We start from the raw sequence: 12,425 nt of genomic DNA, 5'->3' as shown, positions 1-12,425 counted from the left end.
CGCAGACAGCGTGCCGGGCCCGAGTCGTTTCCCGGGCCCGGTCGAAGACGCTTGACCTTGACGCAACGTAAAGATCTAGCGTTTCCGGCATGGAGTGGTCCATTCAGGAAATCGCCCGCCGGGCCGGCACCACGAGCCGCACGCTCCGGCACTACGGGGACCTCGGTCTCCTCGCGCCGAGCCGGATCGGGAGCAACGGCTACCGCTACTACGACCAGGACGCCCTCGTCCGGCTGCAGCGCATCCTGCTGCTGCGGGAGCTCGGGCTCTCACTGCCCGCGATCAAGGACGTACTGGAGGGGCAGCGGGACACGGCGGTGGCGTTGCGGGCGCATCTGCTCCTGCTCGAACAGGAGCAGGAGCGCATCGGGCGGCAGATCGCCTCGGTGCGGACCACCCTTCACAAGACCCAGGAGGGGATGGAACTCATGGCCGCTGAGGTGTTCGACGGCTTCGACCACACCGCCCACGAGCAGGAGGTCACCGAGCGCTGGGGCCGGGACGCGTACGAGGAGGGCGACCGCTGGTGGCGTTCGCTCGGGGAAGGGGAGAAGAGGGCGTTCCAGGCGGAGCACGAGGCCATCGCGCGCGACTGGGGGCGGGCCAGGGAGGCCGGCCTAGCCGCCGACGGGCCCGAGGCGCAGGAGCTCGCTCGGCGGCACTGCGCGTGGCTGTCCTCGGCCAAGGAACCCAGCCGTTCGTATGTGATCGGGCTCGGGGAGATGTATGTCGCGGACCCGCGCTTCGGAAGGAACTACGATCGCTACGGGGACGGCACCGCCGCCTTCGTACGGGACGCACTGACGGTCTACGCGCAGCACCGGCTCTCCGACTGACCACGGCCGGCCGGGCCGCCATCCGCAGGTCCCCCTATTCGGCCGATGCCCGGTCGCCGCTCGGCGCGGCTCCGGGAAGCCTGGACGGGGCGCGGTACCGTCCGCAGCCGTGGGTGGACCGGGCAGGAGTGCACAGGTGGGGATGGCCGAGAGACGGCGCAGCGGCACGGTGGGGAACGTCGACGCCGTGGGCCGTGTGGTGTTCGGCTCCCGGGAGGGCGAGCTGACACCCGGCGGGCGGGGCACCGGGCGGTTCATCCGGACGCTGCCCGCCCTGCTGATCATCGGCGGGCTGCTCTTCGACTCGCTGGCCCCGCCCAACTTCACCGCCGTCCCCCTCTTCGTCGCGGCCCCGCTGATCGCCGCCCCGTTCTTCTCGCTGTCCCGGACCGTCCGCACCGGGATCGCCGCGGTCGTCTCCGTCACCGTGATGCGGATCTCCGACGGGACGTCCACCCAGGTGGTCCCGGTCATCGAGATGATCACCGTGCTCACGGGCTCGGTGCTGGCCCTCGTCATCAACGGCGTCGTGCGGCGCGGCAACGACCAGCTCGCCTCGGCCCGTGCCGTCGCCGAGACCGCCATGCGGGCCGTGCTGCCGACGCCGGCCGAGCGGATCGGCGGGCTGCAGGTGGCCGCGCGGTACGAGGCGGCGCAGGCGGACGAGTTCGTGGGCGGCGACCTGTACGCCGTCGCGGACACCCCGTACGGCGTACGGGTCGTGGTCGGCGACGTCCGCGGCAAGGGGCTGGGCGCCGTCGGAACGGTGGCGGTGATCATCGGGGCGTTCCGGGAGGCCGCCGAGCAGGAGCGTTCGCTGGAGGGCGTGGCCCAGCGGCTGGAGCGGGCGCTGGCCCGGGAAGGGACGCGGCGGTACGGGCTGGACGCCATGGAGGGGTTCATCACCGCCGTACTGGCCGAGATCCCGCCCGGGGCGGCCACGGTCCGCCTGGTCAACCGCGGCCACCCCGAGCCGATCCTGCTCCACGCGGACGGCGCCCTGGAGGTGCTGGCGCCCTCGGTGCCCGCGCTGCCGCTGGGGATGGACCTGGGGGTGTGGCCGGACCGGGCCGACGAGTGGGCGATGCCTCCCGGGGCGACGCTCCTCGCCTTCACGGACGGCCTGTCCGAGGCCCGGGACGCGAACGGGGTCTTCTACGATCCGGCGGCCCGGCTGCGCGGCCGGATCTTCCCGGGGCCGGAGGAGCTGCTGTCGGCGCTGACCGACGACGTACGGCTGCACACCGGCGGGCGGACCACGGACGACATGGCGCTCATCGCGGTCGGCCGGCCGGCGGAGGGGCAGCCCGTGCGCCGGACGACGGTGAAGATCGTGGGCCGGGGCGGTGACACGGTGCGTAACTGAAAGGCGTCGCTCCGCATAACATTTGACGCACTGTCAGAAAAAGGGGTGCGGCTGAGCCCGAGTCAAGTCGCCCGATTCCACCCACTTGTGCCCCGTACATCCCCTCCCTGTTCGTTAATGATCAACAGGAACAGCTTGGAATCGGGCCCGTGCGTCTATTAACGTTCGATAACGCAGCGCGGTCGTCACAGCCGTCGTCAGAGACGGCGCCGCGCGCGAGCGCCGAATTCCGCAAGGGAACCGGGGAACCACCTACATGGGGTGAATCGGACGCCTGCGTCTCGTGAGAGGCGGAGGGGCCCGTAGGAGACCTTCCTGCTCCGAACCCGTCAGCTAACCCGGTAGGCGAGAAGGAAGGAAAGGAGTGCGCCCACGTGGCGTCCAACAAGCCTGCCCCTGAGGCCCCGTCACCCTTCAGCACCGACATCTACGGTGGCGCGGAGCAGTCAGTGGGGGAGTGGAATCCCACCGAGGAGTCCATCCGTCCCGTGCGCGGCAGGCACCGCGTAGCCAAGCAGCGTGGTCTGGCCCGTAGCTCCACCGTCCTCGGGGTCGGCGTCATAGCGGCCGTCGGAGCGGGTGGCATGGCCACCGCTCAGAACAAGGCACCGGTCTCCATCTCTCTTCCCGATTCCATCGCGGACAACCTTCCCGACGCCAAGTCCCTCCCCGGCGTCGGGTCCTTCATGTCCGACGACGCGGAGGCCGTCCCGGTCGCCGCGGCCGCGCCGCTCACCACCGCCGGGCTCACCAGCGCCGAGGCCGAGCAGGGCACCGACGCCGGCGAGGCGCTGCGCACCCGGATCCTCCAGCAGGCCGAGCAGCAGCAGGCCAGCGCCGACGCCGACGCCAGGGCCGCCGCCGAGAAGGCCGCGGCCGAGAAGGCGGCGGAGGAGGCCAAGAAGCAGCAGGACGAGGCCGAGGCCGAAGCCGCCGCGAAGAAGAAGGCCGCGGAGGAAGCGGCGAAGAAGAAGGCGGAGGAGGAGCGTCTCGCCAAGCTCGCCGCCAGCTTCTCGCTGCCCGCCTCCTCCTACACGATCAGCTCGACCTACGGTCAGTCCGGCGCGATGTGGTCCTCCGGCCAGCACACCGGCCTGGACTTCGCCGGGGCGGCCGGTTCGCCGCTCAAGGCCGTGCACAGCGGCACGATCACGTCGGCCGGCTGGTCCGGATCCTACGGCTACCGCACGGTTCTCCAGCTCGATGACGGCACGGAGATCTGGTACGCCCACCAGTCCTCGATCGACGTCTCGGTCGGCCAGAAGGTCACCACCGGCGAGACCATCGGCCGCATGGGCGCCACCGGCAACGTGACCGGCGTCCACCTCCACATGGAGGTCCGCACCGCGGGCGGCTCCGCGATGGACCCGATGGCCTGGCTGACCAGCAAGGGCCTCTCGGTCTGACACCCGCCGCCCCCGCGAGGACGGCACCCCCCTGAAACCCCGGCAGCCCTGACGCACACCCCCCGACGTCAGGGCTGCCGGTCTGTCCGGCGACCGGCGGGGCCAGGGGGCGGAATATGTGGCTCCGCCACCGCCGTTGAACACCCACATGACTTCTCTGCGCACGCTCGGCAGCTCCGACCTCCAGGTCTTCCCCCTCTCCCTCGGCGGCAACGTCTTCGGCTGGACGGCGGACGAGGAACAGTCCTTCGCCGTCCTGGACGCGTACGCCGCGGCCGGCGGCAACTTCGTCGACACCGCCGACGCGTACTCCGCCTGGGTCGAGGGCAACCACGGCGGCGAATCCGAGACCGTCATCGGCAAGTGGCTCGCTTCCCGCTCCAACCGGTCCGACATCGTCCTCGCCACCAAGGCCGGCGCCCACCCCGACTACAAGGGGCTCTCCGCCGCCACCGTCAAGGGCGCGGCCGAGCAGTCGCTGCGCCGCCTCGGCACCGACCACATCGACCTCTACTACACGCACTTCGACGACGAGACCGTCCCGGTCGAGGAGATCATCACCGCCCTCGACCAGCTGGTGAAGGAGGGCAAGGTGCGCCATATCGCTGCCTCCAACATCAGTCCGGAACGGCTGCGGGCCTCCCTCGACTTCTCCGAGCGCGAGGGCCTCGCCCGGTACGTCGCGCTCCAGCCGCACTACAACCTCGTCTCCCGCGACACCTACGAAGGTCCTCTCCAGGACACCGCGGCCGACGCCGGCCTCGCCGCCGTCCCGTACTACGCGCTCGCCTCCGGCTTCCTCACCGGCAAGTACCGCCCCGGCGCGAACGTGGACAGCGCGCGCTCCGCGAAGGCCGGCGGCCACCTGGAGTCGGAACGCGGCCGCAAGGTGCTGGCCGCCCTCGACCGGGTCGCCGGCGACCGGAACGCCGAGATCGCGACGGTGGCCCTCGCCTGGCTCGCCGCCCAGCCGACCGTCGCCGCCCCGATCGCCTCCGCCCGTACGGTCGAACAGCTCCCCGCCCTCGTCGCGGTCGCCGACCTGAAGCTGACGGACCAGGAGGTCGCGCTGCTCACGGAGGCGTCGGCCTGACGGGGCACTGTCCGGGGGCAGACGCCAACGCCCTAGTAACACTGTTCACTTGGGGCGTTCGTTATGCCGGTCATACCGACCACCCCCTTTGAAAACCTGTCTTGGCCTTGGGTAGCGTTCCCGACGCGTGAGTGATGGGAACATCAGAACGGGGGATGGTGTGACATTCGAGGACGAATGGCAGCAGCAGAAGGCGGATGTGGCGGCCCAGCACGGTTCGAGTATGCGGCTGAACGGGGTTCCCAGTTATGACCCCGGCGGTCCGCACATGGGCGCCGGCCCCGGTACAGAGGACTACGTCGTCTTCGACGACGACCTCGGTCAGGTCGGACATGACGCGTTCCTGCTCTTCAATGACATGCAGGGAGCGGGCAAGCACGCCCGGACGGAGACGGGAACGGCTGCGACGAGCCTCCAGGGCGACGGCTTCGCCATGGGCAAGGCCATGGCCGAGGTGAACAAGGTATGGGAACGCCAGGTCAAGACCTTGATGCAGGCGTGCGCCCACATCTCGAATCACCTGGAGTACACCTCGAAGGCCAACAAGGTGCAGGACGAGCTGATCGAGACGGACATGAGCAGGGTCAAGGCTTCCAAGATCAACGAGTACTTCAAGTAGAGGAGCCCGGATGCCTTCGTTCGAAGAACTCCTGAACGTGAAGCTGACCTCTCTGGACACGGCGGTGACCAGCTGGACGCAGATGATCGGCAGACTGGAGAAGATGACGCCCGACGCGGATGCCATGAAGAGGCATGCCGACAAGGCGGTGTGGCGCGGTGAGAACGCTTCCGTCACCAAGCCGTTCGTCGGGAAGACGGCCAAGGAGTTCCACGATGCCGTCACCGAGGCGCAGAGCATCCGCGACCTGATCAAGGACGCCCACGAGAAGATCAAGGACGCCAAGGCCGATCTCAAGCGTGCCTACGAGAACCCTCCCGCGGGCATCGTGATCTACCCGAACGGCGTGCTCAGCCACAGTGTCCATCCTGACCGCCGGAGCGCCGACAACACGGATCCGGTCCCCACCCAGACCGACTTCGACAATCTGCGCAAGAAGCTCGAAGCCATCCTTCAGCGGGCGGCGGACGCCGACGAGCTGTGCGCCTGGGGTCTGAGAAGTCTCGTCAAGGGTCATCCGAACGACTTCGGCAGCACGAATTACGACTCCCTGAGGGACGTCAAGGACGCTCGCCAGGAGATCCAGGACCGCAAGGACGGCAAGGAAGCCGCCCAGCTCTACGGCCGCCTGGACACGCTGGATGACAAGGAGCGTGACCACCTGCTCAAACTGGTCGAACGAGGCAAGAACTCAACCGCGTTCAGCGCCGAGCTGCTCACCAACCTCAACTTCCGGGGGCGCGACGACCAGGAAGCCCTGTTGATGATCGCGCAGAACCTGGAGGGCGGCGGACGCGACGGGCAGGTCAGCAGCGCCGATACGAAGCTCCTGGCGGCCTTGTCCACGAGCGTCGCCACGGCCACCTCGCCGGGCGCCCCGTTGGGCCCGGTCGGAGGCGTCAACTCCGACTGGACCTTCAAGCTCATCGATGTCGCCCGCAACGGGAACGGCCTGCCGGACCGGCACCCCGGCCAGATCAAGGGTGGACTGTCCGGCTTCTCCACGCTCACCGAGATGATGGCCGCGGGCAACGCCAAGTACGACGGGCGGTTCCTCGACTCGGTCGGCTTCTCCATCCGTAACTGGGAGGAGAACGCCGACGACCCGTACGCCGGAGTCATGAAGAACTGGAAGGGCACCCAGCAGGATCCGATGGGAGGCCTGATGGAGGCGTTCACCCGGAACCCCGAGGCCGCCGAGGCGTACTTCGACCCGGCGAAGACCGACAACCTCGACTACTTCCTCGAGAAGCGGGACTGGCCCGGCGGGTCGGTCGAGAACGAGATGCCGCAGGACAAGATCGACAGCTCGGCACGCCGCTCCTTCGGCGAGGCGCTGGAGGCCGCGGTGTCCGGCAACCCGCCCGGGGAGACCCTGAAGATCCCCGCGGAGCACACCAAGGCCCAGGCGGCCATCTTCCAGAACACCGTGGAGGCGTACGGGCAGAACATCACGGGTGACCCGAGTGGGATGCCCGCTGGGCTCCGTCGCCCCATGGCCGGCATGTTCGCGGAGTACGCGGGCGACATCCATCAGCTCTTGGGCATGGAGAAGAACCTGCCGTCGAAATACAGCGGGCTCACCCTCACTCCGGAGGATCTGGTCCCGACGATGAGGGCCATCGCCGAGGACCCCAAGGCCTTCGGCCGGATTCACGACGCACAGACGACCTACACCGCACAAGGGATCGACTCGTACGACGGCTCCGCCTTCCTCCACGACCAGGGAGAGAACTCGAAGAGCCGGGAGCTCGCCGCCTTCGTCCAGCAGTCCAACCAGTCGGTCGGATACATGGACGCGATCCGGGCCGACGTCATTTACAACATGGGTGACGACGAGAAGAGTGCCAACGGCTGGAACAAGATGATGCAGTACCACATGATCGGTGCGCCTGTCACCGGTATCCCGCTGGCCGGTGACACCTTGCAGCGCATCGTCGACATCGGGACGACCGAGTACATGAACAACCTCAATACGGAGGTGGACAAGGAGACCAGGAAGAACCTCGCGGCCAACTTCTCCGCCGGCAACGATCAGATCGACAGGATGATCGAGACGGCAGTCAAGAAAAAGGTGCCCGAGGATCAGTGGCATCTCATGGACAAGGACCCCGGGCACTTCGAGAACAATCTGCAGAACGAGGGCAAGGTCCGGTACGGCGTCGGTCTTACCGGCGGCGGGGGCGAGATGGGGAAGGTGGTCGGATGACGGCGGGCCGTCGGCTTCCGCTTCTCGTGGCCGGCACGAGCGCTGCACTGGCCGCCACACTGATCGCGGGGTGTAACGGCGACGGGTCCGGCGGGAAGGCAGCCGAGCAGACCAGCTTCTGCTGGGGCACGCTTTCCGGCGGCGATGTGGCGAGGATGAGTGTGCAGCCCCTCGATCGCTACGCCTCTGAGGACAGCGATCTCAAGAGCCCGTACCTGGCGCAGTGCAAGGTGGGCGCAGGTCTGAACGACAAGGGTGCGATGCGCGACCTGGAGTTCACGCTGGACCTCGGCACGGTTACCGGAGGGCTGAGCGTCTGGCGGATGGCCGACGGCATCGCCGGTTCCTCACCGTTCCGAGGACCTGTCGAAGGGGTGCCGGGTTGGGTCAACCGGAGCATGGCCGGCGTGCTTCTTCCCTCGGCCTGCGACAAGGCGTTGGGAAAGGGCGGCCCGACCTACCTCAGGATCGAGGCGAACAACGATCAGGACGGCACGTGGAAGAACGGGGAACTCCAGGAGCGGATGGCGTCCGTACTGATGAAGGCCGCAACAGGGCTGACCGAGAAGCTGCGTTGTGCTACGCCTTCGTTCACCATGCCGAAAGCGGTGCCCAAGCTCGTGGAGCCCAGGCCGCTCGACCCCGCTGCCGCCTGCGGGCTTCCTGGTTTCGCGCCGCTCCGGCCGTCCGCCCCCGCGTTCGAGGAGTACGTGACGCCAGGGGATGCCCGCCTCTGGGGCTGCGCGATTCGTTTTCCTGACGACCCGGATGGCGTGGTCAACTTCACGGTTACCCAGGATCCCAGGTTGTTGTGGTTCTTCCCGGACGAGGAGCCCGGCCGGACGGTCCTCACCTGCTCCGGTCGGCGGACGCTCCTTGAGTCCGACAGTTTCGACCGCTCGGACGACATGTCCGGGGCCGAGCATGTCCGGCCTCGTGAGGAGCTGTTCGCCGCCTTTGAGAAAGCGGTGCGGGAGAGCCCTCTGTGCTGAGCGGCTACTGCGGCTGCTGCTGCTGCTGGTGGTGGGTGGTCGGTGCGGGGACGCCGCTGCTGTGGGGGCCGTAGGGGCTGTGGCTGTACGGGGGCTGCTGCGGGGGCCGGCCGCCGTAGCCGTACCCCGTTCCGTATCCCTGGCCCTGCCCGTAGCCGTATCCGTGTCCCTGGCTCTGCCCGGGGCCGTACCCGTATCCGTACGGCACCGGCGGGCGTGGGCCGGTGCCGGTCATGTGGGCGGCGTGGGTGAGGGCCGGAGCCGCGATGTCCCGGCGCTGCCACAGGTGGTGCAGCAACTCCCGCTCCCGGGCGCCGAAGTCCGGGCCCACCGCGCCATGGCGGGCCCGGCGGCGCAGACCCGCGAGCGACGTCGCGAACGACTCGTACTCCGCGACCGCGCGGGCCGCCGCCCGGCCCCGGGTCCGGTCCTGCTGCCAGTGGCGGGCCAGGTCGCGGGCCATGCCCCGGGCCCGCATGGAGGAGAGCGCGGAGGGCTCGGCGGGGGTGAGCCAGCCGGCCGCCGCGTACGCGGGCAGCTCGGCCGCGAGCGTGCGCAGTTCGCGCTGGCGTGACCAGATCGCCAGCCAGGTCACCAGGCCGAACGCCGGGACCATGACGATGCCGTACACCGCGTAGAAGCCGTACGGGCCGAAGGCCGACGAGCCGTTCCACAGGGCGTGCAGACCCATCGCCAGCAGCAGGCCCAGCACCGGCAGGGCGATCCGGCGGGCCCGGTGGCGGCGGGCGCCGACGGCCGCGAAGCCGAAGCCGAGGCCGGTGAGGACCGTGAACAGGGGGTGCGCGAACGGCGACATGACGATCCGCACGAAGAACGTCCCCGCCGTCACCGAGGCGAACCCGGAGCTGCCGAGCTGCTGGTCCTCGCCGAAGGCGTTGCCCAGATAGAGGATGTTCTCGGTGAACGCGAAGCCCGTCGCGGTGAAGCCGGCGACGACGATGCCGTCCACCACCCCGCTGAACTCCCGTCTGCGGAACAGGAAGATCAGCAGCACGGCCGCCGCCTTCGCGCTCTCCTCGACCACGGGGGCGATCACCGTCGCCCCCAGGGTGTCGGCGCCTGCCGGGTCGGCCGTCGCGGTGGCTATCCAGCGCGTCGCGAACGAGTTGGCGATGATCGCGACGAGCGCGGCCGCGCACGCCCCCCAGGCGAAGGAGAAGATCAGATTCCGCCAGGGCCCCGGCTCGACCCGGTCCAGCCAGCGGAAGGCGGACATCAGGAGCGGCACCGGCAGCACCGCCAGGCCGAGGCCGACCAGGAACCCCTCCGGGCCGGTCTGTTCGCGGACGAGGGCCAGGATCACCAGCCCGCACAACAGGAGCGCCACGATCACGGCCCCGGCGCGGAACACCTTGCTGCGCCACACCATGCCGACGCGGCGCGGCCGGTAACGCGCTCGGCCACGCTCCGGCGCGGCGCCCAGGACCTCGTCGAGCCGCTGCTCGTGGAGGACCGGGACGGCGGGCCGCGCCTGCTGATGCTGCACGGAAGGGTCGGACACCTCTCGACCCTAACGAGGAGCACTGACACCCGGCGACGGCGCATCCGGCCAGGACATGGCCGTGCGCCGTCGTACGCTTCGTATGCCTTCGTGCGTCAGACGCGGGCGAACAGCAGGTCGTGGACGACGTGGCCCTTGTCCAGACCCTGTCCCTCGAAGCGGGTCAGCGGCCGGAACGCGGGGCGCGGGGCGTATCCGCCGCCCGCCGCGGTGTTCTCGAAGCGGGGGTGCGCGGTGAGCACCTCCAGCATCTGCTCGGCGTACGGCTCCCAGTCGGTGGCGCAGTGGATGATCGCGCCGGGCTTGAGGACCGGGGCGACCAGGTCGAGGAAGTCGGGCTGGATCAGCCGCCGTTTGTGGTGCCGGGCCTTGGGCCACGGGTCGGGGAAGTAGACCCGCAGGCCGTCCAGTGACTCGGGGGCCAGCATCTCGCGGAGCAGGATCACCGCGTCGCCGTTGGCCACCCGTACGTTGGTCGAGCCCGCCCTGTCCGCGAGACCCAGCAGATTGCCCTGGCCGGGGGTGTGGACGTCGACCGCGAGGATGCCGGTGCCCGGGTCGTCGGCCGCCATCTGTGCGGTGGCCTCGCCCATGCCGAAGCCGATCTCCAGGACGACGGGCAGGCCGTCGAACAGCTCGGCCAGGTCCAGGACGCGTTTGCCGTCGATGTCCAGGCCCCACTTCGGCCACAGCCGCTCCAGGGCCTCCTGCTGGCCGGTGGTGACCCGGCTGCGGCGCGGCTGGAAGCTGCGGATCCGGCGCTCGTGGTGCGAGCCGGCCGGGTCGGCGGCGGGGCCGCCGGGGAAGCGCGGCTCCATGCGCAGCCGGCGCGCCCGCTCGAAGGACGCGGCCCGCAGCACGGCGGCTTCGTCGGTCGCGGAGTCGTCGGCGTTGGCCGTCGAGCCGGTCGGGACGTCGGCGAGCGCGTCGGCCGCCGTGGAGCCGGTCGGGACGTCGGCGAGCGCGTCGGCCGCCGTGGAGCCGGTCCGCGCGGGGCCGGTCGGCGTCGCCTCGTCGTCGGGGGATCCGGAGGGGGTGGGGTTCAGGGGCTGCTCAGACACAATGACCGGATTCTACGGCGGGCGGCTTCCACCCCGTCCCCCGAGCCCGGCGCAGCGCGAGCCGCGCCACCTCCCGTCCGATGGGCAGGCACGCCGTCGCGGCGGGCGACGGGGCGTTGAGCACATGCACGGTGTGCGGGGCCTCGCGGATCAGGAAGTCGTCGACCAGCGTGCCGTCCTTCAGCACCGCCTGGGCCCGCACCCCGGCGGGCGACGGGCGCAGATCGTCCTCGGTGACGGCGGGCAGCAGCCGCTGGACGGCCCGGGTGAACGCGGACCGGGACAGCGAGCGGTGCACCTCGCCCGCCCCGTACCGCCAGTGGCGGCGGGCGATTCTCCAGGTGCCCGGCCAGCTCAGCGTGGACAGCAGTTCGGCGGGGCGGACCTGCGGCCAGGCGTATCCCTCGCGGGCCAGGGCGGGGACCGCGTTCGGCCCGACGTGGACGGAGCCGTCGAAGCCCCGGGTGAGGTGGACGCCGAGGAAGGGGAACGCCGGGTCCGGCACCGGGTAGACCAGACCGCGCACCAGCTCGGGGCGGGCCAGCGCGTAATACTCGCCCCGGAACGGCACGATCCGCACCCCCGGGTCGTCCCCGGCGAGGCGGGCCACCCGGTCGCAGTGGAGCCCCGCGCAGTTGACCAGCACCCTGGCCCGCACGACCGTGCCGTCCGCCGTGCGCACCGCGACACCCCAGGGGCGCCGGTCTATCGCGGTGACCTCCGCGCCGTACCGCACGATGGAGCCCGCCGCCGTGACCTCGGTCGCGAAGCGGTGGGCCACGGCGGTGAAGTCGCAGACGCCCGTCGTGCCGACCCGGATCGCCGCCAGGCCCCGGACCTCCGGTTCGTGCTCCGCGATCTGGGCCGGGCCCAGCTCCCGCACGGGCAGCCCGTGCTCGCGGCCGCGCTGCACCAGGGCGTGCAGCCGGGGCAGCTCGGAGCGCTCGGTGGCGACGATCAGCTTGCCGGTGGTGGCGTGGGCGATGGCGTGCTCGGCGCAGAAGTCCGCCAGCTCGGCGGAGCCGCGCAGCGCGTACCGCGCCTTGAGGGAGCCGGGGCGGTAGTAGATGCCGCTGTGGATCACACCGCTGTTGCGGCCGGTCTGGTGGCGGGCGGGGCCGCGCTCCTTCTCCAGGACCGTGACCCGGGTGCCCGGAGCCGCCCGGGTCAGCGCATACGCGGTCGACAGACCGACGATCCCGCCGCCGATCACCAGCACATCGCAGTCGTACGCCGCGTGCGTCATCATCACGCCACCTCCCACCCCGATAGTGCACTGACCCACTGACAACCGGCTCAAACCCGAGATGGCCAGGGCGTG

General features: G+C 70.2%; 10 protein-coding genes and 1 riboswitch. Of the genes, 7 read left to right on the top strand and 3 right to left on the bottom strand.

Going from position 1 to position 12,425, the window contains the following annotated elements:
* The first annotated feature begins 89 nt into the window (after positions 1-89).
* From ACFWM7_RS16000 to ACFWM7_RS15970, 7 genes are all read left to right on the top strand, one after another.
* A complete protein-coding gene (locus ACFWM7_RS16000) occupies positions 90-836 on the top strand; it encodes a MerR family transcriptional regulator (protein ID WP_383260688.1) in 747 nt (248 codons plus the stop codon).
* 142 nt (positions 837-978) lie between these two features.
* A complete protein-coding gene (locus ACFWM7_RS15995) occupies positions 979-2,202 on the top strand; it encodes a PP2C family protein-serine/threonine phosphatase (RefSeq protein WP_383260686.1) in 1,224 nt (407 codons plus the stop codon).
* Positions 2,203-2,412: 210 nt separating this feature from the next.
* Positions 2,413-2,565: riboswitch (cyclic di-AMP (ydaO/yuaA leader) on the top strand.
* A gap of 11 nt (positions 2,566-2,576) precedes the next feature.
* The gene (locus ACFWM7_RS15990) at positions 2,577-3,608 is read left to right on the top strand and encodes a M23 family metallopeptidase (RefSeq protein ID WP_383260684.1); all 1,032 of its coding nucleotides are present in this window, start codon (positions 2,577-2,579) and stop codon (positions 3,606-3,608) included.
* Between the two features lie 148 nt (positions 3,609-3,756).
* Positions 3,757-4,701 carry an aldo/keto reductase gene (locus tag ACFWM7_RS15985; RefSeq protein WP_383260682.1) on the top strand — a complete coding sequence of 315 codons (945 nt, stop codon included), beginning with the start codon at positions 3,757-3,759 and terminating at the stop codon, positions 4,699-4,701.
* A gap of 160 nt (positions 4,702-4,861) precedes the next feature.
* On the top strand, positions 4,862-5,320 hold the full coding sequence (locus tag ACFWM7_RS15980) for a hypothetical protein (RefSeq protein ID WP_383260680.1): 459 nt from the start codon (positions 4,862-4,864) through the stop codon (positions 5,318-5,320).
* 10 nt (positions 5,321-5,330) lie between these two features.
* Positions 5,331-7,529, top strand: a complete 2,199-nt coding sequence (locus tag ACFWM7_RS15975; protein ID WP_383260678.1) for a hypothetical protein — start codon at positions 5,331-5,333, stop codon at positions 7,527-7,529.
* Positions 7,526-8,521, top strand: a complete 996-nt coding sequence (locus ACFWM7_RS15970) for a hypothetical protein (protein ID WP_383260676.1) — start codon at positions 7,526-7,528, stop codon at positions 8,519-8,521. The genes ACFWM7_RS15975 and ACFWM7_RS15970 overlap by 4 nt, the downstream gene beginning before the upstream one ends.
* 4 nt (positions 8,522-8,525) lie before the next feature.
* Here ACFWM7_RS15970 and ACFWM7_RS15965 read toward each other — a convergent pair whose 3' ends face one another.
* The 3 genes from ACFWM7_RS15965 to lhgO form a co-directional block, all read right to left on the bottom strand.
* Complete coding sequence (locus ACFWM7_RS15965) at positions 8,526-10,043, bottom strand: PrsW family intramembrane metalloprotease (protein WP_383260673.1); 1,518 nt, start codon at positions 10,041-10,043, stop codon at positions 8,526-8,528.
* A 95-nt stretch (positions 10,044-10,138) separates the two neighbouring features.
* Positions 10,139-11,104, bottom strand: coding sequence for a tRNA (guanosine(46)-N7)-methyltransferase TrmB (gene trmB / locus ACFWM7_RS15960; protein WP_383260672.1), 966 nt, complete (start codon positions 11,102-11,104; stop codon positions 10,139-10,141).
* Positions 11,097-12,353, bottom strand: a complete 1,257-nt coding sequence (lhgO, locus tag ACFWM7_RS15955; RefSeq protein ID WP_383260670.1) for an L-2-hydroxyglutarate oxidase — start codon at positions 12,351-12,353, stop codon at positions 11,097-11,099. The genes trmB and lhgO overlap by 8 nt, the downstream gene beginning before the upstream one ends.
* Positions 12,354-12,425 lie beyond the last annotated feature (72 nt).

The organism is Streptomyces sp. NPDC058375 (genome assembly GCF_042723425.1).
GTDB lineage: Bacteria > Actinomycetota > Actinomycetes > Streptomycetales > Streptomycetaceae > Streptomyces > Streptomyces durocortorensis.
The sequence above is the reverse complement of the archived record's forward strand: the minus strand, read 5'-3'. Positions and strand labels throughout refer to the sequence as shown.

Coding starts and splice junctions, on each gene's coding strand:
- ACFWM7_RS15985 (WP_383260682.1), top strand. CDS start 3,757: ATGACTTCTCTGCGCACGCTCGGCAGCTCCGACCTCCAGGTCTTCCCC.
- ACFWM7_RS15970 (WP_383260676.1), top strand. CDS start 7,526: ATGACGGCGGGCCGTCGGCTTCCGCTTCTCGTGGCCGGCACGAGCGCT.
- ACFWM7_RS15975 (WP_383260678.1), top strand. CDS start 5,331: ATGCCTTCGTTCGAAGAACTCCTGAACGTGAAGCTGACCTCTCTGGAC.
- ACFWM7_RS15995 (WP_383260686.1), top strand. CDS start 979: ATGGCCGAGAGACGGCGCAGCGGCACGGTGGGGAACGTCGACGCCGTG.
- ACFWM7_RS16000 (WP_383260688.1), top strand. CDS start 90: ATGGAGTGGTCCATTCAGGAAATCGCCCGCCGGGCCGGCACCACGAGC.
- lhgO (WP_383260670.1), bottom strand. CDS start 12,353: ATGATGACGCACGCGGCGTACGACTGCGATGTGCTGGTGATCGGCGGC.